We start from the raw sequence: 24,988 nt of genomic DNA on the forward strand, positions 1-24,988 counted from the left end.
CCTTTAGGTTTATAGACTTAATTTTCAATTTGAATTTAATTTTTCTTCAATGCCTAATTAGAATTTTTTAGCTGCCCACCCAAGTTTTTTTTAAATTTATTATTTTACTCAGCGCACGAAAAGCTAAATTAAAAATATAGTATTATGTGTAATTTAATTTTTTTTATATTAACAATTTTGTTCACCGTGCGTTAAAATATAAAAATTATATTTTTAATAAATAAGATAAAGCAAAAATAAAGGGCTTAAGTATTATAACTCAAGCCCTTTTATTATTATATTTATGTTTATATATTATTTACCTGGAGTACTCAAAGCATCATTAATACTAGTTTCAACACTAGCTATATCTTTAGCATCATAGTCTTTAAGAGGTATTCTATTTCTAATAGCCGCATAAACAGTAGGAACTATAACAAGAGTAAACATAGTAGAAACTGTTAAACCTCCAAGAACCGCTAATGATAAAGGCTGATACATCTCATTACCTTCTCCGCTGGATAAAGCCATAGGAAGAAGTCCTAATATTGTTGTAAGAGAAGTCATAAGTACTGGTCTTAATCTTCTAGGACCAGCAATCAAAGCTGCTTTATCACCATTAATTTTCTTTTCATGCATAAGCTGATTCATATAGTCTATCAGTACAATACCATTATTAACTACAATACCTATAAGAACTATAACTCCTATACCGCTGTATACACTTAAAGTCTGTCCTGTAACAAGCAGCAAGAAAAGAGAACCAGCAAATCCAAAAGGTATAGCAAGAGCAATAACGAAAGGAGCTATATAAGATTCAAACTGACTTGCCATAATAGCATAAACTAATACTAAAGCCAAGAATAAAGCCTGTATAAGCTGTCCGAATGCTTCTTGCATGTCCTCATAATCTCCTGAATAAACTATAGTAAATCCTGAAGGTATGAAAACTTTTTGATTGATAGCAGCCTGTACATCATTCATTATCTGATTCATAGGTCTTCCATAACCTGAAGCAGTAATAGAAGTAATTCTGCTGTCATTTTTTCTTGTTATTTCTGTAGGAGCAAAATTCTTATCTACACTAGCAACAGCTGATATAGGAACCATACCGCTTGGAGTTGGTATAAGCATTCTTTTTACATCTTCTATGTTTATTCTGTCTCTTTCATTAAGTCTTACTATAACATCAATATCAGTAACATCTGAATTGTCAGGAGTCATTCTTGTAGCAGTAGTACCTCCGAAACTTGTTTTAATAGAATTAGCAACAGTATTTATATTAAGTCCCATCTTTGAAGCTAAATCTCTGTTAATAACAACATTAAGTTCAGGACTAGCATCACTTTTTTTAAGACGAACATCTCTAAGTCCTGGAACATCTTGTAAAGCTGCCATTACATTATTAGCTAATTCTCTAGCTCTAACTAAATCTTCACCAACTATATCTATATCTATACCGCTTGAATCACTGTTTCCGCCGCCTCTCATACTAGTTACAGAGTCAACATTGATAGTAGCAGGATAACTTGCTAATCTTTTTCTTACAAGCTCAACATATTCTTCTGTTTCTTTAGTTCTTCCATCTGATTTATCTATAAGTTTTGCTCTTATCTGTCCTTTATTGGCATCAGAACCAGATCTAGCTCTTGATTGTATTCTGCTTAAATCCTTTCCTATAACATCTTCCATATCTTTTCTCATTCTGTCAATGAAAGCACCTGTCTGTTCTTTTCTAGTACCAACAGGCATAGTAATACTTGCCATTAACTGACCTTCATCAGATTCAGGGAATCCTTCTTTACCTATCAACATCAATCCTACAATGATAACGGCAAATACTATAGTTATAACAGGAATTAATACTCTGTTTTTATGATGAACAGAAAAAGTTAATACTTTTTCATATATATAATTAACTTTAGAGTGGAAATATTTATCAAAGAAATTTTCAAACTTAGATAAGAATTTAGATTTTTTAGTAGTTACAAGTCTGGCACCAAGCATAGGAACAACTGTCAAAGCAACAGCTAAAGAAGCTATCATAGAAACAGTAACTGTAATACATAAATCTCTGAACATCTGTCCAGTTTGACCTTCAACAAAAAGGAAAGGTAAAAATACTGCTATTGTAGTAAGAGTAGAAGCAGATATCGCAAGTGCCACTGTGGAAGTACCGTCTATAGCAGATGAATATTTACCATAACCATTATTCCTATAGAAGAATATATTTTCAAGTACAACAATAGAGTTATCAACCATCATACCAATACCAAGTACAAGTCCTGAAAGTGATATGATATTCAAAGTAGTTCCGAAGAAATACATCAAAGTAAATGTAACAATTATAGACATAGGAATGGATATTGCTATTATAAGTACAGTTCTTACATTCCATAAATATATCATAAGAATAATAACAGCAAATAAACCTCCCTGCCAAGCAGTATCAAGAACCCCTTTTATTGCATTATTAACGTTATCAGCACTATTGAATAATACCTCATATTTGATACCTTCAGGTAAATTAAGAGAGTCTAACCTTTTCTTTATAGCATCAGAAACAGCAACAGTATTTGCACCGGATTCTTTGTTTATAGAAACGTTAACGGCAGGAGTACCATTTACTTTCATTACATCGCCGTCTTCATCATAACCTTCATAAATTGTAGCTAATTCTCTAAGTCTTATAGGAGTGCTGTTTGTTTTTAATGCCACAACAACATTTCCTATATCATTAACAGTTTTAAACTCACCTGTAGTTCTTAAAGTATATTTATAAACCCCTTCATAAGTTTCACCGCCTGATATATTTTGATTCTCCATAGCCAATGTACTTACTATAGTATTAATATCAAGACCGTAAGCCTGAAGTCTGTTCATATCAACATCAACTTTAATCTGAGTTTTAAGTCCTCCTCTAATCTCAGCCATAGCAACACCGCCAACCTGTTCTATACTAGTTAATATCTGATTATCAACTAAATTGTATAAAGCAGATAAGTTATCTGTACCATAGAAAGATATTTCCATAACTGGAATATTGTCTGTAGAGAATTTATAAACTGCAGGGCTTTCAGCATCGTCAGGCAAAGATTTTCTTATTCTGTCTATAGCCTCTCTAATATCTGCAGTAGCAGAAGCCAAATCACTTCCCCAGTTAAATTCTATAAAAACTCTTGATTCTTCCTCTTCTGAAGATGAGCTTACCTCTTTAATATTGTTAACTGAAGAAACAGCTGATTCTATGATCCTAGAAACAGATTTTTCTACCTCTTCAGGACCAGCATTATCATAAGTTGTCCTAATACTAATAAAAGGCAATTCCATGTCAGGCAAAAAGTCGACAGGAAGCCTTGAAAGACTAACAGCACCAAGTATAACAACAGCAACTATACCCATAAAAACGGCTACGGGTCTTTTTACTATTAATTCAATAAAACTTCTCATAATCGCTCCTTATCTAATTTTAACTATAATCATAATAAGAAAAATCAACCTCCAATTGAATATATAGCATCATCATTAGAAGTATTTGTTTCAGTTTGTTTTGGTTTTTCTACAGTAGTTGTTGTATTAGGTTTTGTAGTAGCAGCTGGAGTATTGTTTCTTACTGTAGCAGCTGGTTTTGTAGTAGTAGCTGGTTTTTGAGTTGCTGTATTATTTTTTACAGTAGTATTTGTATTTGCTGCTGGTTTTGTTGCAGACTGCTGTGCTTTTTGAGTATTATTATTGTTGTTATTTATTATATTAGTATCAGCTGAAGCAACTGCTGTAGGAGGAGTAATATATTCTAAAATAGTAGGGTCATTTTCTATTCTATTAACTAATGAACCGTTTTTCAAGAATTCACGTCCGAACATTACAACCTCTTCTCCCTCTTCAAGTCCGCCACTTAAAGCCACTTTATCTTTAGAAGTGAATAATACATTAACTTCTCTCGTATATGCTCTGTATTTTACATTGGTAGAATTTGCTGCCTGAACTTCTGATGGAGGGTTATTTGAATTATCTTCTTTAACAACATATATATAATTCTTACCTAAATCATCACTGAACATAGCACTGTTTGGTATTACAAATACATTATCAGCAGAATTCAAAAGTATTGATACATCTGAAAACATTCCAGGTAATAAAAGTCTTTCTTTATTATCTATTAAAGCTTTTACCATTAAAGTACGAGTTGAAGGATTAACAGCATAATCTCTTTTAGTGATAGTAGCTTCTATTTCTTTATTAGGAGCTGAAGGAACTCTTATAATTACTTTTTGTCCCAATTCTATTCCAGCAATAGAACGTTCAGGAACTTGTATTTCTACTTCTAATTGGCTAATATCAGCAACATTTGCTATAGGAGTAGAAGCAGCTATTGAGGCACCTACTGCCATATATGTAGTTGTAACATAACCAGCAATAGGAGTTCTTGCCGGAGCATAAGCATAATTTGCACCTATTACAAATCTGTCTATCAATGCTATTGTATCACCTTTATTAACGAAACTTCCTTCATATTTTAATATATTAGCGATTTTTCCTGGTACATCAGATGATATTTCTACCTCTTTAATGGCTTTAATCTCAGCTGATAAATCAAGATATTCCTCTAAAGGCTGTTTTATAGGTGCAGCCACCAATACACTTATAGGATTTTCTTTTCTCTTCAAATCTACTGCTCCCTTCTTACAAGAAACAGATAAAATAGATAAAATTAAAACGATTGATAATATTATAATACTTATTCTTCTCATCATAATCTCCTTAAGCTCCCAAAAGTTTTAGTATTTGTAAAGTGCTTGAAAAATAATCATATATAGCCTGTAAATATGCAAGCTGGGCATTCAAATATGTTATTTCGGCATCATTAAGTTCAAGTGTTGATATTGTACCGCCTCGATACTGTCTTTGAGCCATTTGTAAAGCATAAGCTGCTGTTCTAGCATTTTCTGCCTGTGATTGTAAATTCACAGCCTGAGATCTTGCGGTAGAAATCAAATCTCGGCTGTTTATCTCTATAGTATCTCTTAACTCATCATAGCTTACTTCCATTTGCTTTATGCTAAGTTCAATTTCTTCTGCCCCTTTTGCTGTAGAAGAAAATGGTAAAAGAGAGTCAAGACTATAATTAAGAGAAAAACCTACTCCCCAATTAAATTCACCTTGTCTATTTTTCTTAAATGTACCATTCTCCATTTTTATTTTATCTACAGTAGTAATACCTACATTAGCATTTGCTGATAAAGTTGGCCATAAGTAACTTCTTGCTACTTTCCTATTATACTCTAACATCTCTAAATTACTAGCCATATTTTTTAATTCTATATTATTATTCATTATAACAGTAAGCAAATCATCATAAGACATATCCGGTAATGCTATATTAGTAGCATCCAATATATTTCCTACTAAATCTACTTCATCAGCAATATTAGTTAATCCTATCTGTCTAATAAATGTTAATTTCAAACTTTGATATTGATTACTTAAAGTTATAACTTGAGGTTTTGTAGTTTCATATTGTACTTTAGCATTCAAATATTCATACTCTGAAACCTGTCCATTTCTATACTTTATATATGATTCTCTCATTCTATTACTATAATTAAGCTGCTGCTGTAAATATACTCTGTAATTTTCCTGAGCCACAAATGTATTATAAAAATTTAATTTTGTATTGAGATCCACATTGAGTCTTTCATCATAATATGTATCTTTTTTCATTTTTAAATTAACATCTCTTGCCCTATCTGTGTTCCAGTTTCTAAATCCTGTAAATAATGTTTTGGATAAAGTAGCAGAAGCTGACCAAGTATCAGGACTGGAATAGACACCTGTATTTATATCGTTAACTGAATATTCTTTGGATTCAGCTAAATTCAATCCTCCGCTTATACTTAAAGAAGGCATAAATAAATCAGAAAAAGAAGCATCTTTTTGAACCTGTGCTATTCTTACATCATATTCCGCCTGTTTTAATGTTTTACTAGCATCAAAAGCCATCATCAAAGCATCTTCCAAAGTTATAGAGATTTTTTTTACCTCTGGGGCTTCATTAGATGCTATATTATCAGTTAAATCTTGAGAATATAAAGAGATACTCAATATTAAAATCAAAACCAGAGTAACATAAAATTTCACCGACCGCTCCTAATATCAATTTATCATATTATGAAGTTTAATAATTATAAATTTTTATATTATAAACTTAGAATAGAAAATATCAAGTTACTATATAGCATATTATATATAAACTTTGTATTATTAGACGAATAAATTCAAAAATAGTTCCCCTGATATCTTTATAAATTTATAATAAATAAATTATAAATTTCGTAAACTATATTTACAATGCTTTTATTTATATTTTTTCTCAATAAATAAGAAATATAAATAAATAATAATAAAACAATAAATCATTTTATACATATAATACAAATTTGATAATAACATGTTCATTTTTATGATTTTTTCATAAAGTTTTATTAATTAAATCAAAAACTTCATTATCTATTTTGGAAGCTAATTGAATTTCTTCTATAGATAAATTAACATCAATCAATATTTTGTTCTTACTAATATTGTATTTGTCAGCTATAATACCTGAAAAACGCTCTATTTCTACAGGGCTTAAATTTGAAAAGGCATATCTAAAATTAGGAAGCACCTCTAAAAATTTATCTTCATCTAAATTTTTTATTGCAGAGTCTATACTTTCTATAATATTTTCATTAATAAATAAAATATCCCTTGCAGCTAAAAGTATACCATTCAAAAAATATGAAGCGGCCTCTATATCTGAAGACTCCATAAAAGATGATACTATATTAGAAAATTCATCTGCCATCAATCTTCCAGATTTATATTTTAAAGCCAAACAAACTGCATATATATGAGAACTTCCGAAAGTATTATCAAGCATTAAATCTATCTTATCATTAAAAATATCCATATCGCAATAATTAGGGTTTTCCAATGTAAATGAATACAGGTCTTTTATATAATGTGAATTTTTTAATGCTTCTTCTTCATTTAAATTCTTCATAGAATCCATATTTACAACAGCAAGCATAAATGTCTGTTTAGCTAAAGATTCTATAACCGGCATTATATCATAATTATCAAATAAAGATTCTCTATCTTTTGATAAATTATTATTAATAGCTTCCATATTAGCTAAATATGATAAATTATTAAGACATGAGCAAAGACTTATAAAATTATTATCGCTAAGTATAGTTTCTTCTATTTTATTGTAATTATCAGTAAAAAAGCTGTAAATACCCATAACATTAGCTTCTATTAAAAGTTTTGAAACTTCTCTAGCTTCTATACGGTTATTAAGTCTTTCAACTATTAAATTTGATGCTAATTCTTCTATTGTTACACCATAAACAGATTTATCTATTAAAGCTGATTCTACAGATGTTTTATATTCATATTTCCAAATTTCTCTTGCTAGGTTCTTATTAATTTTATTTACATAGTCAGGACCTTTTTCTAATTTACAAAAGCCTGTATCTAAAAATCTCATCTTATGAAAAAATTTACTCTTTTCAAAATGACTCTCATTTTTTACTATATCTAATATAGATTCTTTTTCTTCTGTTTTATCAGTTTTTATTTTATATTCTTTGCATTTATTTCTAAAATCTATAACAACAGGAGGCACTATACTTTTTGATGATACAGTACCATTTGACATACCTGAAAGAAGCTTCATCATCAAATCAAGATTGCTTGTATTCTCCAGAGATATATCACCTTTGACAAATGCACTTTTAGCAGCATCTATAAGCTCATAAACTCCTGCAGAATGCTTGCCTCTTAATTTTGCAAGATTAACCGCCATATAATAAGCATTAATACAGTCAGGAATACTTACATTATGATTATGCCTATCTATATTTGAAGCCTTTATTATAAATGACATCACAACATTTAAATACATATTTTCTATATTATCATTATCATTTTTACTGCTGTAATTTTCAAGTTCTTTATAAACTAAATTATAAAATGCCGGAAACTCTATTCCTGCTCTGTATCCTTTTCTAGCATCAGCATCTTCAAATGAATATGGTATTAAATAGTTGGCTGTATTTGAAATTATATATTTTTTTAAATTTTTATATTCTTTATTTAATTTTTTATTATCTTTTTCATCTTCTTTTAATTTATCTATTATGCCTTTAGTATGAAAACTTCCTGTAACTACCAAAACTCTATTATATTTTTCTAAAGCCTCTTTAACATTTAAAGCCATTACATATTCTCTGTTTCTAGTTTCAAAATCTTCATCTTCTATCAAACGCATATAATAGCCCAAAGCATAAACACTTTTTATAAAATCTTTGCTGTCTTTAAGTATTCCGTTTATCTCGAAATCCCTCTCCCAAAGTTCGGCAAAAGTTCTAAGTCCTGCTTTTTTTGTAAGCTCTACAGTATAAGCATTAACATTGAATTTATTATCATCATTATCATAAATTGATATTAATTTCTTTTTTTTATCTTCATTATCATTTTCTTTATTACTATATATATCTTCTGAATTTTCTTCATTATTATTATTATTATTTTCTTTTTCAGGCTTTGAATTTTCTATCATAAAAGCATAATTCATATCTATAAAACTGCAGTGAATATTATTTTTTAATGATTCTCTTATAGCGGTAAACTCCGGTGAATAATCCAAAAAAGGATAATAACATCTGTATTTTTCATCATTCCCATCGACATAACTTGAATAAATACAAAATGGTGCTTTGGTATCTTCTTCTATCATATATTTCATCAAATCATTACAGTCGCTTGGCCCTTCTATAAGAACAGCATCAGGCTTAAAACTCTCGAAAATTTTCTTCAAATGATATGAGCATGCAGGCGAATGGTGTCTTATAGGAAAGAATATTACATTATCTTTTATACTCTCTTTAAAACACTCATCAAAATTGTTATTATCTTTTTTATTATTTTTATCCGTTTTTTCATCATCAATAATCCTTAACAATGAAAAGTATTTTACTATAAAAACAGCATAATGCAATAATTACAAATATTACCTAAATACATAAATTATTATAAAGTTTCATTCTAAATCCCGCCCTTTATCCTTTTTGTATTTTTCTGATGATTTTGTATTATTTTATTTAAAAATCTGAACTGTTATTTTAGCTGCCCACCCAAGATTTTATTTAAACTTATAGCCCCATAACCGCACGCATAATGAGTCTAAAAATATAGACTTATTTGAAATTAAAATTACACAATATTATAGAACGTATTAACCGTGCGTTAAATAAGCAAAAAATCTAATAATAACTTGGGCGGGTGCTCTAATTTCTGATTTAAACTGAAAAACAAATAAAGTTAATATTGCCATATAAAACAATAAATATAAAGGGCGGGGTTTTAAAATAAATTTTTCTAAGATTGAATTTTAATAAAAATATACCCTATAGGGATGTAATTAAAAACTTGCAAAAAAATATTTTTATAATATACTAATGAAAACTTAATTATAGGATATATTATTATGAAATATTTGTTAATTCTTTTTCTATCTATCATAATATTTTCTTGTTCTAATAATAATAACAATAATAAAGAATCAAACAATAATAATACAGATAAAGCAGCTATAAACATAGATGATAGTAAAGACATAAATCAAACAGAACAATCAAATACAGATGATAAAGATAATAAATCAAATAATTCATCAATAAATACAAATGAAACAGAAGAAACAACATATTATTCATACACAGATGAAGAAATTGTATCTTTTATAGAATCAGGAGATTTTCAAACAATCAAAAAATTAATTGAATCAAAAAGTTTAGATGTTAATTATAACTTAGAGATAGATGAATATTCCAAGTCAACCCCTTTAATAAAAGCTATAGAATATAAGCAAACTGATATTATAAATTATTTATTAGAAAATAATGCAGATGTTAATTTAACTTTAGGATATTCTACTCCATTAACAGAAGCTATGTATGATGAAGAACTTGTTCGTAAACTTATAGATTTAGGAGCCGATGTCAATTTACCTGCTCAGTCAGGATTTACTCCTCTTATGGCTAGCCATAATAATATTGCTATAGCAGAGCTTTTAATTGAAAAAGGTGCGGACATTGAAGCTAAAGATGATTATGGCATTAATGCTTTAGTTTATGCCTCAAGTGATGAAAATGAAGAGATGGTAAAATTTTTACTTGCGAAAGGAGCTGACGCCAATACAGTATGCGAAATAGAAAATGAAGATATGGTTATATCGCCTACTCCTTTAATGAATGCTGCTTATAACGGGAATATTAATATAATAAATATGTTATTAGAAAATGGTGCTGATATTAATTATACCACTGATTTTGGAACAACCCCTTTGATGATGGCTGCTAGTTTTAATCACTTTGAAGCTGTAAAAGTACTCTTAGAAAATAATGCAGATACTTCTATAACTGATGAAGATGGTAGGACTGCACTTGATTGGGCAAAATTAGAAAATTTTGAAGATATAGTTGAGCTTCTTGAAGAATATAATTAATACTTTTTAATATATACCTAAACAAATATATTTTGTCAATTCTAGTTTTTTAAATTTTATTATTTGTGATGGCACACAGACGTGCCGCTCTGCGTACTTCATAACACCCCACTTCTTTTGCGACCAAAGGAAGTGCTGCGAGAAAAAGAACAACATAAAAATTGACAAACTTAAAAATTTTAAGTATATACTAATAAAAAACTTGACTATAGGATATATTGTTTATGAAATATTTATTAATTTTTTTACTTTCTATAATTATATTTTCTTGTAATACCAAAGAATCAAACAATAATAATACAGATAAAGCAGCTATAAATTTAGATGAAAGTACAGATAATAATATAAATAAAACAGAACAATCAAATACAGACGATAAAGATAATAAATCAAATAATTCATCAATAAATACAAATGAAACAGAAGAAACAACATATTATTCATACACAGATAAAGAAATTATATCTTTTATAGAATCAGGAGATTTTCAAACAATCAAAAAATTAATCGAATCAAAAAGTTTAGATGTTAATTATAACTTAGAGATAGATGAATATTCCAAGTCAACCCCTTTAATAAAAGCTATAGAATATAAGCAAACTGATATTATAAATTATTTATTAGAAAATAATGCGGATATTAATTTAAAAGAAGAACTTACAGGCTTTACTCCTCTTATGGCTAGCTTTCATAATATTGCTATAGCAGAGCTTTTAATTGAAAAAGGTGCTGACATTGAAGCAAGGAATGTTGACGGAATTAATGCTTTAGTTTATGCGGTTTCTTTAAATGATGAAGAGATGGTAAAATTTTTACTTGCGAAAGGAGCTGACGCCAATACAGTATGCGAAATAGAAAATGAACATATTTATATGCCGCCTACTCCTTTAATGAATGCTGTTTATAACGGAAACACTAATATAATAAATATGTTATTGGAAAATGGTGCTGATATTAATTATACCAATGATTCTGATATGACTCCTTTAATTTATGCTGCTTATAAAGGAAACACTAATATAATAAATACATTATTAGAAAATGGTGCTGATATTAATTATACCAATTATTATGGAATGACTGCTTTAATGTATGCAGCAAGTTATAATCAATTTGAAGCAGTAAAAATACTTTTAGAAAATAATGCAGATACTTCTATAACTGATGAAGATGGTAGGACTGCACTTGATTGGGCAAAATTAGAAAATTTTGAAGATATAGTTGAGCTTCTTGAAGAATATAATTAATACTTTTTAATATATACCTAAACAAATATATTTTGTCAATTCTAGTTTTTTAAATTTTATTATTTGTGATGGCACACAGACGTGCCGCTCTGCGTACTTCGTAACACCCCACTTCTTTTGCGACCAAAGGAAGTACTGCGACTGAAAGGAGTACCTGACGAAATCCACTGTAAGTGTAGGTATGGTATTGCCGCTGTAGCGTGCGGCTGGAAAAAGAACAACATAAAAATTGACAAACTTAAAAATTTTAAGTATAAACTAAAAAACAAATAAAGTTAATATTCAAGTATAAAACAATAAACATAAAGGGCGGGGTTTTAAAATAAATTTTTAAGATTGAATTTTAATAAAAATATACCCTATAGGGATTTAATATAAAACTTGAAAAAATACATTTTTATAATATAATAAATAAAAACTTGACTATAGGATATATTATTATGAAATATTTGTTAATTCTTTTTCTATCTACCATAATATTTTCTTGCTCTAACGATAATAATAACGATACTAACAATAATAAAGAACTAAATAATAATGCAGATAAAGTAACTATAAATTTAGATGACAATACAGATAATAATAATATAAATAAAACAGAAGAATTAAAAACTGCAGATAATGAAGAAAATAATTCATCAATAAATACAAATGAAATGGAAGAAACAGAATATTATTCATACACAGATAAAGAAATTATATCTTTTATAGAATCAGGAGATTTTCAAACAATCAAAAAATTAATCGAATCAAAAAGTTTAGATGTTAATTATAACTTAGAGATAGATGAATATTCTAAGTCAACCCCTTTAATACAAGCTATAAAATATAAGCAAACTGATATCATAAATTATTTATTAGAAAATAATGCAGATGTTAATTTAACTTTAGGATATTCTACTCCATTAACAGAAGCTATGTATGATGAAGAACTTGTTCGTAAACTTATAGATTTAGGAGCTGATGTCAATTTACATGCTGAACTTACAGGCTTTACTCCTCTTATGGCTAGCCTTCATAATATTGCTATAACAGAGCTTTTAATTGAAAAAGGTGCTGACATTGAAGCAAAAGATGATGACGGCATTAATGCTTTAGTTTATGCTGCTTCTTTCAATGATGAAGAGATGGTAAAATTTTTACTTGAAAAGGGAGCTGACGCCAATACAGTATGCGAAATAAAAAATGAACATACTGATATATCGCCTACTCCCTTAATGAATGCTGCTTATAAAGGAAACACTAATATAATAAACATGCTATTAGAAAATGGTGCTGATATTAATTATACCACTGATTTTGGAATGACTGCTTTGATGATGGCCGCTAGTTTTAATCAATTTGAAGCTGCAAAAGTACTCTTAGAAAATAATGCTGATACTTCTATAACTGATGAATATGGCAGGACTGCACTTGATCTGGCAAAATCAGAAGATTATAAGGATATAGTTGAGCTTCTTGAAAAATATTAAAATATAATTAATGCTTTTTAATATATACTGAAATTTTTTAAGTTTGTCATTTTTTTATTCAACTTTTTCCCGCCGCAAGCCTACCTAAAGGTACCCTCTTCAGTCGCAGGCGGACAGAGTCAAAGAACCTTATATCCTAGATAAACTTATATACAATTATCGAGTGTATAAATAAAAAATGATTAAATATATTTTTATTATAAAAAAGAGATACTTTATAAAAATATAAAATACCTCTTTATAAATTATATTTTAAATATTATTTTATTTTTACTAATGTAAAAGCAGGGGGTTGAGATACACCAGGAAGAGATAGTAATAATTGTCCTCCTGTAGCTTCTGTTTCGCTTTCAAATTGTATAACATAAGTATAATTTTCTAACTGAAAAGCAATAATTGTTTGTGTGCTGCTTGGATCTTGTACTATATTCATTTTTTCTCCTTCATAGATAATGGTGAATGTTCCTCTAACAAAAGAAGTAATATTACCCTCATTATCAAGTGTAAAGGCAACTTTTGATGTTCCATAAGTAGCTTCATAACTGCCAGCTCTCTCAGCAATTGTTATTTTTTTAATTTCTGTGTTAGGATTTGTAACATTATCCTTACAGCTTATGATAGCAGCAAATACTAAAGTTAGTAAAAATATTATTTTTTTATTCATTTTAAATTTTCTCCTTAAAATTTATTTTATTCTATATATTACTGTGCTGGTTCTTGAGTCTTACTATTTAAATCTACATATATTGTAGGATAACCAAAAGCAGTATTTTGTAATAAAGCATCATAAGATATAAGATTATCTGCGTTATCTCTATAAGAATATTTATCAAAAATGATATAGGAGTTAGGATCAATAAAATTCATATATCTTAAACCTTGTTCATATTCTACTTTTACAATAAATCCTGGATTTATTATTGTTTGAGAAGCATCCGATGAATCTTTAATAATTATAGCACCTTGAGCGTCAATCTCATAAGTAACTGTCAAAGGCTTACTGCTAGCATCATCAAATTGAGTATATACTATACCTTTATAATCTGATATTCCGCTATTCACATTATAAAATTCTTCTTTACATAAAGTAACTCTGCCTAATGAGGTAAGCTGACCATTAACAGAGTTCCATAAATCTATTTCTACAAAACGTCCTTCCCAAAGTATTTTGATTAATATTATACCTTCTTCATTGTTTTCTTTTTCATAAATGGTATAAATATTTTCAGAACTTTCCTGTATAATATAAGGATCCACATGCATACTTTCATTGTTGGCAACAATATCTAATGAATTATTATCATTGATTGTTAACGTCATAAGAATGTTGCCTTGCTCATCACTGATACTCTTATATATACCTTTCCATTGATTTAAGTCTGAGCTTGAAGGTGAATTCGGATTTGTGGCAGAATTATTATTTTTGCTGCAGCTTATAGATAATACTATAATAAAAATAAGTAGTATTTTTTTATCATTTTTAATTATATCTCCCAATTAAATTTTTCTTATATTATATTATATTATATTATATTATATTATATTATATATAATATTTAATCATATTAATATATGAAAGTTTATTCTTTTTTATATTATGTAAATAATATATTGTTATATTCGATTTTAACTGTAATTAAAAAAGTTAATAAAATATTTTATTTGCTGAAAATAAATGTTTCAGTTTATCAATTTATTTTCATCTGCCCGCCCTATTGCCTTATTATTTTAATTTTATATTTCTATTTAAATTTTCCTTAATGTCAAAACAGAAATTATAACACCCACCCTAAATTTTATTAGATTTAAAAATTCACTAACCGCACGCTAAACAAAATTATAAATATAGAATAATTATAAATTAAAATTTAAATTATAAATAAGATTTCGTTCACCGTGCGTTAAATAAACTCTAAACTTTATAAAATATAATTTTTGAGTTATTATAAATAAATTTGTAATATGTTTTTTAATTTTTATCAACTTTTCCCGTGGCAAAAGTTGATACCGCAGGTACGCAAAGCGAAAGCACTAATTTATATTTTTAGCATTAAATTAAAAATATATAGGATTACAGTAAAAAGTAAATAAAAAGCATAAAGCGAAGAATCCATCACTTTATGCCTTATTGTTTTAAATAATTAAAAAATCATAATACATTGGCAGCAAGTTCTGCAAGCTGTGAACGCTCACCTTTTTCAAGTGTTACAGTACCGCTTAAAACTTCTCCTTTTGTGCGGTCTATTAAATAAGTAAGCCCATTGTTTCTTTCATCCAAATAAGGAGTATCTATCTGATGAATATCTCCTGTGAAAACTATTTTTGTTCCTTCGCCTGCTCTTGTTATGATAGTTTTTATTTCATGAGGAGTAAGGTTCTGTGCTTCATCTACTATAAAATAAATCTTATTCAAACTTCTTCCTCTAATGTAGGCAAGAGGTGAAATTACTATTTTTTCATTTTCAAGCATTTTTTTGATATTCTTACTTTCATCACTATCATCAGAATGTATATGCTGTATTACTGAAAGATTATCAAATAAAGGCTGCATATAAGGATCTAATTTGCTATTAACATCGCCTGGTAAGAAACCTAAATCTTTATTAGAAAGTGCTACTACTGGACGGGCTAAAAGTATTTGTCTGTACTCTCTTCTTTTTGCTAAAGCAGCAGCTAATGCTAAAAGAGTTTTACCAGTTCCAGCTTTACCCATTATAGTAACTAAAGGTATATTATTATCGAGTAAAACATCTAAAGCCATAGCCTGTTCTTCATTTCTTGGCTTTATACCATAAGCATTTATATCAGTATCAACATGAACTATTGTTTTTGTGTCATCTTTATATTTTCCTATAACTGCCTCATCATCTTCTTTTACTCTGTAGCAGAAATATGTATTAGGATAAATAGAATGCTCGCCTTTAACTTCTATTTCTTTATTTTCGCTAAGCTCTTTTATATAAATGCGTGCATTATCTCCTGAAATACTTTCTATACCTGTAAACAATGAAGATAATTTTTCTATCTTGTCAGTATTATAGTCTTGAGTATCTATTCCCAAACTTCTAGCCTTCATTCTCATATTAATGTCTTTAGTTATAAGAATGACTCTATGATTTTCACATTTTATATTATAGGCACAAGATAGTATTTTATGATCAGGTATGTTTCCTGCAAATACTTTTTTGAATTCTTCTCTCTCTTCATTATTAACATCTATAAATACTTTACTTTTATTATCAAGCAAAGCACCTTTTTTAAATATATCCTTTACCCCTTGAAGTTCCTCATTTTTTTCTACAATGACATCAAGTTCTCGTATAAACTCTCTGGCATTGAAATTGATTGTATCGCTTCCTTTTTTGAATTTATCAACTTCTTCCAAAACTGTAATAGGTATAACTATATTAGTTTCTTCAAAAGAAAATATTGACTTAAAATCATGAAGTATAACATTTGTATCAAATACGAACACTTTTTTATTAGGTATAAAATTCTCTGTCATCGCAAGTCCTTAAAATTATTTTTAGCATAGTTTCACACTATAATATAAGTATAAAAATAAATGCTATATAATAAGTATTGTACAAAAGAGACAAAAAAGCAAATTCATTAAACTTCTTTCATATTATAAATATATAATTTTGTTATTAGAGCATACAATATTGTTACTTTATACAACATAATAAAATCATATAAACATTATTATATATAAATAACAATAAAGTACATCTATCAAACTTCAAATATTACAAATATACCTTTTAAGCATAAAACTATATAACACATAAATATTTGATATAATTTATTTTTTCTGTAAAATACAAATAAATTAAAACAAAGGAACAAATCAAATGAATATAGAAGAGTTTATAAAACACTGTAAAGAAGGCAATCCCATATCAAGCGAAGATAAAGAACTTGCACCGCTTTTATATGAATGCTCACAAAATGCAATAAAAGTAACAATGGAAATCAATAACAGCTATCATACTACAGAGGAGGTGAGAAAATTATTTGAACAATTAACAAGTGAAAAAATAGATGAAAGTTTTACATGTTTTCCTCCATTTTATACAGACTTTGGAAGAAATATAAAGATAGGAAAGAATGTATTTTTTAATACTGGATGTTCATTTCAGGACAGAGGCGGAATCACTATAGGTGATAATGTATTTATTGGTATGAATGTAATTATTTCTACACTTAATCATGGAATAGAGATACAAAACAGAAGTACAACATATCCTTCAAAAGTAACAATAGGAAATAATGTTTGGATAGGTTCAGGTGCTAATATACTTCCAGGTGTAACAATAGGAGATAACTCAATAATAGCTGCTGGTACTTTGGTAAATAAAGATGTTCCTTCTAATGTGATAGTCGGCGGAGTGCCTGCTAAAATAATAAGAAATTTATAATAAAAATTTAATACAAATAAAATTAATTATAAGGAGATTTCTATGAAAAAAATAATATTATCAGCAACTTTAATACTAACTTTTTTAATATCTTGTAACAATAACCAATCACAAAATAATCAATCTAAAGGAGGAGATAATATGGATACAAGAGTTTTCAAAATTTACACAAACATAGAAATGAAAAAAGTAAGATTTAAAAATCGTTACGGCATAGAAATAGCAGGAGATTTATATTTACCAGAAAATTATACTAATCAAAAAAATCCTGCCATAGTTGTGTCCGGACCATTCGGAGCAGTTAAAGAACAAGCTTCAGGATTATATGCACAGGAAATGGCTACTTATGGTTTTGTTGCTTTAGCATTCGATCCTTCTTTTACTGGTGAAAGCGGCGGAGATGTAAGAAACACTTCTTCACCTGATATATTTACTGAAGATTACAGTGCTGCTGTAGATTATTTAGGTTTGCTTGATTATGTAGACAGAAACCGTATTGGTGCAATAGGTATTTGCGGACTTTCTGGTATGGCTATCACTGCAGCTGGAACTGACACTAGAATAAAGGCTGTAGCAACTCTTTCAATGTATGATATGTCAAGAGATATGAGTAAAGGACATCAAGACTATTATACTCCTGAACAAAGAAGAAAAATAAGAGAATATTTGAGCGAGCAGCGTTGGAAAGATGCTGAAAGCAAAACTTATGCTTTAGGTAATCATGAACCTTATTTTGATGAGAACAATAATTTAATGGCTTCTGCAATGGTTGTACCTGAAGAACTTCCTGAAAATGCTGATCCTGTATTTGCTGCTTTCTACAACTATTATGCTAAAAGAGCTTATCACCCTAGAGCTATAAACTTTGTTACTTCTTGGACTGCTACAATGCCTGTATCATTTTGGAATTTCCCTTTAATGGCTAATATTAAAGATGTTTCTCCTACTCCTATACTTTTAGTAGCAGGTGACAGAGCACATTCAAGATACTATTCTGAAGATGTTTATAAAGAAGCATTAGAACCAAAAGAATTAGTAATAGTAGAAGATGCTGATCATGTTGATTTATACGATAATATGGAGAAAATTCCTTTTGAAAAATTATCACAGTTTTTCAATGATAATTTAAAATAATTAATAATATTTTTTTCATTAGTATTCTCTTAATCCAAGTATTATTTTTATAATTCTTGGATTTTTTATTTGTAATTATAATCAAATAACGCACGGTAAGTAAAGCTTTAATTATAATAAAAATTACAATTATTAATAAATCTATTTTTATAATTTTACTTATCGTGCGGTATGTTAATAATAAATTTAAATAAAGCTTGGGCGGGTTTTATATTTGCAGTATAAACTATAAAGAAATAAAGATAAAAATAACTAATAAAATTAAAAACTATAAAGGGCGGGCATATGTAATTAAATTTTAAAACTTATTTTCACTCCCCACCCTCAAGATTTTATAATTTTATTTTGTATAAACATTTCTTTTATGTTTTTTATTTTAATTAGAGTTTATTAGCACCCACCCAAGTGTTTTTTAAATTTGTTATGTATACTACCGCACGATTAAATATTTTTTAATTTATAGAAATATTATAAAAAGAAAATATATTCATATTTGATGATTTGTTTACCGTGCGTTATGAATCAAATTATTATTACATTTTATTATTAAATTCATTTGTGAGCCTATCTAAAAATATTTTGGAAGCCCTTGAAAACTCCTGATTCTTCTTCCAAACTATATTAAGCCCAGATTCTAATTTGGGCTTTAAAGGTATAAAACAAATATTTTCATTATGCATATTGTCAATTAATTTATCTAAACATAAAGCATAACCCATACCTTCCTGAACCATAATTAATGCATTGTAAATCAAATTGTAAGTAGCAACTATATTTAGCTTATCAAAAGTATCAGAAAACCACCTTGAAAAATCATTATCCTGCATTTCAGTTTCTATCACCTGCCTCGATATTATCAAAGGTATATTTAATAAATCAGTTTTTATTATACTTTTCTTTTTCGCAAGCTCAGAATCTTTTTTCATGATTAGCCCCCAAGTATCTTTGGCAGGCACTTTCAAATAATCATACTTTGATAAATCTGCAGGATCTATCAACAAACCAAAATCTAATAAACCTTTATCAAGTTTTTCTGTTATATCCTGAAAATTTCCGCTGTAAATATTATATTTTATATGGGAATAAGTTTTTTGAATATCTTTCATAACAGAAGCAATTAAGCTCATAGCCCAACTCTCACCTGCCCCAATAAATATATCACCAGCTATTAACTCATCGGTGAAATTGAATTCTGCTCTGGTTTTATCTATCATATCAATTATTTCTTCGGCTCTTTTTTTTAATAAAATGCCTTCAGGAGTGAGAATTATATTATTATGCTTTCTTTCAAATAGTTTATGCCCTATATCTCTTTCAAGTATATTTATCTGTCTTGATAGATTTGGCTGAGTGAGATTAAGATATTTAGCCGCCTTTGTAATATTGCCTTCTCTTACAGTTGTTAAAAAATATTTTAAAGCCCTAATTTCCATATACTCTCCGAAATACATAAACTTTTTATATTTTATAATAATGCTATAATAATGTAAATAATTAGTTAATGAATATTAATTTGACTATTATTTGTTATATTTAATTTATATAAAAAACTAAAATTGACAATTTCAATTATTTAATTATAATGTAAAACTTACTGGAGTTTTTTACTATGAAAAAATTATATAAAAATCTATATGTAGGTAATGACAGAGATTGCGAAGAGTTTAAAGGGGCTATAGTTCATGCTTGCCAAAGCTGTTTTGTTAGAGGCGTAAGAGGAAATATAGGCGATAAAAAAGTGTATCAAAATAATAATGATTTATATTTGAATTTACTTGATATAAGCAGCTTATCTTTTGAATATGCTTTTCCTATGATAAAGAGAGCTATGGAGTTTATAGATGAACATATAAATGATATGGAAGTATTAGTTCATTGTAATTTTGGTATGTCAAGATCTCCATCTATAGCACTTCTTTATATGGCAAGAAAAGGCTATATAAGTAATACTTCATTCAAAGATGCTTTAAGAGATTTTCATGAAATATACACTTACTATTCACCTGGAATGGGAATGTATAGATACTTCGATAATTATTGGTATGAAATAATGAGTTTTTAGAAAAATAAGATATATAAAGCTAAAAATAATTTTTTGACAAATATAAATTATAATTATATAATCCGAATAATTAAGCTATAATGTAAATTTAATATATTAGGAAATCATATAATGTGCAGATTTATTGATTTATTTGCAGGAGTAGGAGGTTTTCATTTAGCCTTTAATTCTGAATATTGTGTTTTTGCCAGTGAGATAGATAAATACGCAAGTGAAACATATAAATTAAATTTTCCTGATACAAGGTTAGAAGGGGATATTACAAAAATAGATGAAAAAGATGTTCCGGAACATGATATTCTTTGTGCCGGTTTTCCTTGTCAGCCTTTTTCTGTAGCAGGTTATAGAAAAGGGTTTGAAGATGTAAGAGGTACTTTGTTTTTTGATATTGCCAGAATAATTAAATATCATAGACCTAAAGCAGTATTATTGGAAAATGTTAAAAATCTTGAAAATCATGATAATGGTAATACTCTTAAAACAATAATAAATGTATTGCAAGATTTAAATTATTATGTATGCTATAAAATTTTAAATTCTGCTGAATATTCAAATATTCCTCAAAATAGGGAAAGAATCTTTATTGTAGCTTTTAATAAAGATACAGTATTAAATTATTCTTATTTTAAATTTCCTGAACCTGTAGAATTAACTAATACTATTCATGATTTTATAGATCAAGAAAAACAAGATGATGTTTTTTATTATAATAATACTAAGTACTATGAAATTTTTAATGAAGGAATGCTTAATAAAAATACCGTTTATCAGTGGAGAAGACATTATATAAGAGAAAATAAATCTAATTTATGTCCAACTTTGACAGCTAATATGGGAGAGGGGGGGCATAATGTTCCTATAATACGCGATGATTATGGTATAAGAAAATTGACGCCAAGAGAATGCTTTAATTTTCAAGGATATCCTAAAAATTTTAAACTTCCAAATCAATCAAATTCTAAATTATATAAACAAGCTGGTAATTCTATTGTTTATCCTTTAGTAAAAAAGATAGCAGATAATATTCTTAAAGTTATAAATAATATCAATATGTCTGAGGAAACAAATGCTGAATTTTTTTGAATTAGATAAAAAAGAAAATAAAAATTATGTCAATTTAATGAAAATAGTTGCAAAACTTTCTAGGTTATATAGTGACAGCGATACTCCATATATATATTATAGAGCTATGGAGAACTTATTTTGCTATTGTTTTGGAGCTAAAAATTTAAGCAGATCAGATATTGCATTTGATGCTAAATTAGGAAATCTTGGAATAGGATTAAAAACTTTTGTTGGTGAAAATAAAGATTATAGTTTTGAAAAAATAGCAGAATTTAATAAAGATTCAAAACTTATAAAAGATAAAAAAGATGAAAGAGAGATAATGGAATTTCTTGCTAATTTAAGGAATGATAGAATTAATCTTGCCAAGAACCTTTATGGAATATCAGAATCTTTATATCATATTATAGCAAGAAGAAAAAAATCACTCTTATTTTTTGAAACAGATTATAACGAAATTGATATTTCAAACTTAAGAATAGAAAGGCAGAAAGGAAGTAAAGAAGAAAAGTCTTTAAATTTTACAGATGGAAATCATTTATATAAGTTTAATTTCTCAAAAAGTACTTTATTTAGAAGATTTGATATTCCTAAAGAAAGTTCCTGCACAGATGTAGTTATATTTGAAAATCCTGCAGAACTTTTATTGTCAATTGATGAAATTACATATAACTTTAAACCTAAATGTGAATATGTTATTCTTCCATTGTATACAGTAAAAGAAGGAAAAAAAATAGTTCAGGAAAAATCTGCTTTGAATCAATGGAATGCAGGCGGAAGAAAGAGGGATCCTGATGAAGTATATATTACAATACCTTCATTTATAAGAAATAATTTTCCTAATTTTTTTCCAGGAAGGGATACTCCATTTATTTTGAAAACTCCTATAGGTGAAATATTAAATGCTAAAGTATGTCAAGATAATAATAAAGCATTAATGACAAATCCTAACAAAGCATTAAGTAATTGGCTTTTGAGAAATATTCTCAAATTAAAAGAATTAGAACTTGCTACTATTGAGAGATTAGAAATTTTAGGTATAGATTCTGTCATAATAACTAAGGAAAAAGCTGGAGAGTATTCTATAGATATACAAAGCTGGGGAAGTTATGAAAGATTTATAGAAGAAGTAAAAACAAACGAAAATTAATTTTATATTGGAGTTACTAATAATGTCAGATACAAAAACTCCTGAAGAAAGAAGCCGAAATATGGCAAGAATAAAAAGTGAAAATACAAAACCTGAAAATATTGTTAGAAAATATCTTTTTAAACATGGATTTAGATATAGAAAAAATGATAAAAGATATCCCGGCAAACCAGATATCGTACTTCCAAAATATCATACTATAATTTTTGTCAACGGATGTTTTTGGCATATGCATAACTGTTCAAGAGGAAGAATGCCTCTTTCTAATAAAAGCTATTGGGTACCTAAAATAAAACGCAACATAGAAAGGGACAAAAATAATATAATAAATTTAGAATCAATGGGATGGAAAGTTATTGTAATTTGGGAATGTGAACTAAAAAATAAAATTGCAGAAGAAAGACTGAAAAAGTTATGTGAAGAAATAATAAATGATAAAAATTAATAATATATTACTGATGCTTGACAATATAAAATATTTGTATTATACTATTACATATAAATCTTCGGGGCTAGGTGAAATTCCATACCGGCGGTAAAGTCCGCGAGCCTTTTTGATGTTCCTCATTCAAAAACGGCAGATTTGGTGCGATTCCAAAACCGACAGTTAAAGTCTGGATGGTAGAAGATAAAATTAATGTAAACTACTACATAAAATAATGGCTCTAATTGTTATTTTTAACATTTAGAGTTTTTTTGTTTACAAGTCAAAAAATCCGCCAATTAAAAACCTCAAAGATTAATAAAAAATATTTTTTAAGAGTATTAGCATTATGCAGAACAATATGCATGAAAAGTACATGAAAATGGCTATAGAGGAAGCTAAAAAAGGAGAAGGTTTTACAAGTCCTAATCCTTTGGTTGGTGCTGTTATAGTGAAAGACGGAAAAGTTATAGGCATTGGATACCATAAAAAATGCGGTGAAAATCATGCAGAGATTAATGCTTTTTTAGATGCCAAAGAAAAAGGCGAAAATGTTGAAGATGCTGATATATATGTAACTTTAGAGCCTTGTTCTCATTATGGAAAAACTCCTCCTTGTGCTGATGCTATTATAAAAAATAAATTAAAAAGAGTGATTATAGGATGCGTTGATTCTAATCCCAAAGTAGCAGGAAATGGCATAAAAAAATTAAAAGATGCTGGCATTGAAGTTATAGTAAATGTGCTTGAAGAAGAATGCAGAAAATTAAATGAGGTTTTCTTCTATTATATAGCTAATAAAAGACCATTTATTGTTATGAAATATGCTATGACTATTGATGGTAAAATAGCTACTGTAAGCGGAAAATCAAAATGGATAACTTCAGAAAAAACTAGAGAGCATTCTCATAGATTTAGAAATAAATACTCTGCTATAATGGTTGGAATAAATACTGTAATAGAAGATAATCCTACACTTAATTGCAGACTTCCAAATACTAGAAATCCTATAAGAATAATTTTGGATAGTTCTTTAAAAATAGATTTGTATTCTAATATTTGTAAAACTGCTAAAGAAATAAAAACTTTTATAGCTACTATTAGCGATGATGATAAAAAAATAAAAGAACTTGAAAGTTTTGGTATAGATATAATAAAAACAGAAAATGATAATGGCAAAGTTAGTTTAAAAGATTTGATGAGAATACTCGGAGAAGAAAAAGATATTGACAGTGTGTATGTTGAAGGCGGTGCTGCTTTACATGCGAGTTTATTAAAAGAAAAGCTAGTAAATAAGGCTTTGATTTATATAGCACCAAAAATATTCGGAGGTCTTGAAGCAAAAAGCCCTATAGGAGGCGAAGGGATAGATGATCCTAATGATGCTGTTAAACTTACTGAAGGCAGCATAACAAAAATAGAAGACGATTTATTTTTAGAGTATTACTTACAATATTAATAGATAAATTTTATTATTAAATT

18 protein-coding genes and 1 riboswitch are annotated in these 24,988 nt (G+C 28.0%); of the genes, 10 read left to right on the forward strand and 8 right to left on the reverse strand.

Annotation, left to right across the window (positions count from 1 at the left end):
• Nucleotides 1-294 precede the first annotated feature (294 nt).
• From BINT_RS13115 to BINT_RS13130, 4 genes are all read right to left on the reverse strand, one after another.
• On the reverse strand, nucleotides 295-3,429 hold the full coding sequence (locus tag BINT_RS13115; protein WP_041177495.1) for an efflux RND transporter permease subunit: 3,135 nt from the start codon (nucleotides 3,427-3,429) through the stop codon (nucleotides 295-297).
• A 44-nt stretch (nucleotides 3,430-3,473) separates the two neighbouring features.
• Nucleotides 3,474-4,733 (reverse strand): efflux RND transporter periplasmic adaptor subunit, encoded by a 1,260-nt coding sequence (locus BINT_RS13120; RefSeq protein WP_014489052.1) that lies wholly within the window; start codon nucleotides 4,731-4,733, stop codon nucleotides 3,474-3,476.
• Between the two features lie 7 nt (nucleotides 4,734-4,740).
• Nucleotides 4,741-6,117, reverse strand: a complete 1,377-nt coding sequence (locus BINT_RS13125) for a TolC family protein (RefSeq protein ID WP_041177496.1) — start codon at nucleotides 6,115-6,117, stop codon at nucleotides 4,741-4,743.
• A 331-nt stretch (nucleotides 6,118-6,448) separates the two neighbouring features.
• A complete protein-coding gene (locus BINT_RS13130; RefSeq protein WP_234944334.1) occupies nucleotides 6,449-8,986 on the reverse strand; it encodes a DUF5682 family protein in 2,538 nt (845 codons plus the stop codon).
• Nucleotides 8,987-9,511: 525 nt separating this feature from the next.
• On the opposite strand from BINT_RS13130, the gene BINT_RS13135 reads away from it, so the two are divergent.
• The 3 genes from BINT_RS13135 to BINT_RS13145 all read left to right on the forward strand — a co-directional run bounded on the left by BINT_RS13135 (nucleotide 9,512) and on the right by BINT_RS13145 (nucleotide 13,250).
• On the forward strand, nucleotides 9,512-10,531 hold the full coding sequence (locus tag BINT_RS13135) for an ankyrin repeat domain-containing protein (RefSeq protein WP_014489055.1): 1,020 nt from the start codon (nucleotides 9,512-9,514) through the stop codon (nucleotides 10,529-10,531).
• Nucleotides 10,532-10,755: 224 nt separating this feature from the next.
• Nucleotides 10,756-11,778: an ankyrin repeat domain-containing protein gene (locus BINT_RS13140; protein WP_014489056.1), complete on the forward strand. Its 1,023-nt coding sequence runs from the start codon at nucleotides 10,756-10,758 to the stop codon at nucleotides 11,776-11,778.
• Nucleotides 11,779-12,218: 440 nt separating this feature from the next.
• Nucleotides 12,219-13,250, forward strand: a complete 1,032-nt coding sequence (locus BINT_RS13145) for an ankyrin repeat domain-containing protein (protein WP_014489057.1) — start codon at nucleotides 12,219-12,221, stop codon at nucleotides 13,248-13,250.
• 259 nt (nucleotides 13,251-13,509) lie between these two features.
• On the opposite strand, the gene BINT_RS13150 is transcribed toward BINT_RS13145, so the two are convergent.
• From BINT_RS13150 to BINT_RS13160, 3 genes are all read right to left on the reverse strand, one after another.
• On the reverse strand, nucleotides 13,510-13,914 hold the full coding sequence (locus tag BINT_RS13150) for a hypothetical protein (protein WP_014489058.1): 405 nt from the start codon (nucleotides 13,912-13,914) through the stop codon (nucleotides 13,510-13,512).
• Between the two features lie 38 nt (nucleotides 13,915-13,952).
• The gene (locus tag BINT_RS13155; protein ID WP_014489059.1) at nucleotides 13,953-14,747 is read right to left on the reverse strand and encodes a hypothetical protein; all 795 of its coding nucleotides are present in this window, start codon (nucleotides 14,745-14,747) and stop codon (nucleotides 13,953-13,955) included.
• 652 nt (nucleotides 14,748-15,399) lie between these two features.
• Nucleotides 15,400-16,755, reverse strand: a complete 1,356-nt coding sequence (locus tag BINT_RS13160) for a PhoH family protein (RefSeq protein WP_014489060.1) — start codon at nucleotides 16,753-16,755, stop codon at nucleotides 15,400-15,402.
• A 349-nt stretch (nucleotides 16,756-17,104) separates the two neighbouring features.
• Here BINT_RS13160 and BINT_RS13165 point away from each other — a divergent pair, with 349 nt between their 5' ends.
• Both BINT_RS13165 and BINT_RS13170 read left to right on the forward strand, forming a co-directional pair.
• Nucleotides 17,105-17,671 (forward strand): DapH/DapD/GlmU-related protein, encoded by a 567-nt coding sequence (locus tag BINT_RS13165; RefSeq protein WP_014489061.1) that lies wholly within the window; start codon nucleotides 17,105-17,107, stop codon nucleotides 17,669-17,671.
• A gap of 42 nt (nucleotides 17,672-17,713) precedes the next feature.
• Nucleotides 17,714-18,805 (forward strand): alpha/beta hydrolase, encoded by a 1,092-nt coding sequence (locus BINT_RS13170; RefSeq protein WP_014489062.1) that lies wholly within the window; start codon nucleotides 17,714-17,716, stop codon nucleotides 18,803-18,805.
• A gap of 533 nt (nucleotides 18,806-19,338) precedes the next feature.
• Here the strand turns inward: BINT_RS13170 and BINT_RS13175 are convergent.
• On the reverse strand, nucleotides 19,339-20,238 hold the full coding sequence (locus BINT_RS13175) for a LysR family transcriptional regulator (RefSeq protein ID WP_041177497.1): 900 nt from the start codon (nucleotides 20,236-20,238) through the stop codon (nucleotides 19,339-19,341).
• A gap of 176 nt (nucleotides 20,239-20,414) precedes the next feature.
• Between BINT_RS13175 and BINT_RS13180 the strand changes: the two genes are divergently transcribed.
• From BINT_RS13180 to ribD, 5 genes are all read left to right on the forward strand, one after another.
• Nucleotides 20,415-20,867 (forward strand): dual specificity protein phosphatase family protein, encoded by a 453-nt coding sequence (locus BINT_RS13180; protein WP_014489064.1) that lies wholly within the window; start codon nucleotides 20,415-20,417, stop codon nucleotides 20,865-20,867.
• A 111-nt stretch (nucleotides 20,868-20,978) separates the two neighbouring features.
• Nucleotides 20,979-21,950 (forward strand): DNA cytosine methyltransferase, encoded by a 972-nt coding sequence (gene dcm, locus BINT_RS13185; protein WP_014489065.1) that lies wholly within the window; start codon nucleotides 20,979-20,981, stop codon nucleotides 21,948-21,950.
• Entirely contained in the window at nucleotides 21,934-23,082 is a 1,149-nt protein-coding gene (locus BINT_RS13190) for a restriction endonuclease (protein ID WP_014489066.1), read from the forward strand. Before dcm ends, BINT_RS13190 begins: the two co-directional genes overlap by 17 nt.
• A 22-nt stretch (nucleotides 23,083-23,104) precedes the next feature.
• The gene (locus BINT_RS13195) at nucleotides 23,105-23,527 is read left to right on the forward strand and encodes a very short patch repair endonuclease (protein WP_014489067.1); all 423 of its coding nucleotides are present in this window, start codon (nucleotides 23,105-23,107) and stop codon (nucleotides 23,525-23,527) included.
• Between the two features lie 53 nt (nucleotides 23,528-23,580).
• A riboswitch (FMN riboswitch) is annotated at nucleotides 23,581-23,716 on the forward strand.
• 139 nt (nucleotides 23,717-23,855) lie between these two features.
• Nucleotides 23,856-24,965: a bifunctional diaminohydroxyphosphoribosylaminopyrimidine deaminase/5-amino-6-(5-phosphoribosylamino)uracil reductase RibD gene (ribD, locus tag BINT_RS13200; RefSeq protein ID WP_014489068.1), complete on the forward strand. Its 1,110-nt coding sequence runs from the start codon at nucleotides 23,856-23,858 to the stop codon at nucleotides 24,963-24,965.
• Nucleotides 24,966-24,988: the final 23 nt, after the last annotated feature.

It is taken from the genome of Brachyspira intermedia PWS/A (genome assembly GCF_000223215.1).
In the GTDB taxonomy this organism is placed as follows: domain Bacteria; phylum Spirochaetota; class Brachyspiria; order Brachyspirales; family Brachyspiraceae; genus Brachyspira; species Brachyspira intermedia.

What these genes read in the sequence shown, in the direction of transcription:
- BINT_RS13175 (WP_041177497.1), bottom strand. Translation starts at nt 20,238, where the DNA reads ATGGAAATTAGGGCTTTAAAATATTTTTTAACAACTGTAAGAGAAGGC.
- BINT_RS13115 (WP_041177495.1), bottom strand. Translation starts at nt 3,429, where the DNA reads ATGAGAAGTTTTATTGAATTAATAGTAAAAAGACCCGTAGCCGTTTTT.
- BINT_RS13135 (WP_014489055.1), top strand. Translation starts at nt 9,512, where the DNA reads ATGAAATATTTGTTAATTCTTTTTCTATCTATCATAATATTTTCTTGT.
- BINT_RS13195 (WP_014489067.1), top strand. Translation starts at nt 23,105, where the DNA reads ATGTCAGATACAAAAACTCCTGAAGAAAGAAGCCGAAATATGGCAAGA.
- BINT_RS13160 (WP_014489060.1), bottom strand. Translation starts at nt 16,755, where the DNA reads ATGACAGAGAATTTTATACCTAATAAAAAAGTGTTCGTATTTGATACA.
- BINT_RS13180 (WP_014489064.1), top strand. Translation starts at nt 20,415, where the DNA reads ATGAAAAAATTATATAAAAATCTATATGTAGGTAATGACAGAGATTGC.
- BINT_RS13120 (WP_014489052.1), bottom strand. Translation starts at nt 4,733, where the DNA reads ATGATGAGAAGAATAAGTATTATAATATTATCAATCGTTTTAATTTTA.
- BINT_RS13190 (WP_014489066.1), top strand. Translation starts at nt 21,934, where the DNA reads ATGCTGAATTTTTTTGAATTAGATAAAAAAGAAAATAAAAATTATGTC.
- BINT_RS13165 (WP_014489061.1), top strand. Translation starts at nt 17,105, where the DNA reads ATGAATATAGAAGAGTTTATAAAACACTGTAAAGAAGGCAATCCCATA.
- BINT_RS13145 (WP_014489057.1), top strand. Translation starts at nt 12,219, where the DNA reads ATGAAATATTTGTTAATTCTTTTTCTATCTACCATAATATTTTCTTGC.
- dcm (WP_014489065.1), top strand. Translation starts at nt 20,979, where the DNA reads ATGTGCAGATTTATTGATTTATTTGCAGGAGTAGGAGGTTTTCATTTA.
- BINT_RS13170 (WP_014489062.1), top strand. Translation starts at nt 17,714, where the DNA reads ATGAAAAAAATAATATTATCAGCAACTTTAATACTAACTTTTTTAATA.
- BINT_RS13140 (WP_014489056.1), top strand. Translation starts at nt 10,756, where the DNA reads ATGAAATATTTATTAATTTTTTTACTTTCTATAATTATATTTTCTTGT.
- BINT_RS13150 (WP_014489058.1), bottom strand. Translation starts at nt 13,914, where the DNA reads ATGAATAAAAAAATAATATTTTTACTAACTTTAGTATTTGCTGCTATC.
- ribD (WP_014489068.1), top strand. Translation starts at nt 23,856, where the DNA reads ATGCAGAACAATATGCATGAAAAGTACATGAAAATGGCTATAGAGGAA.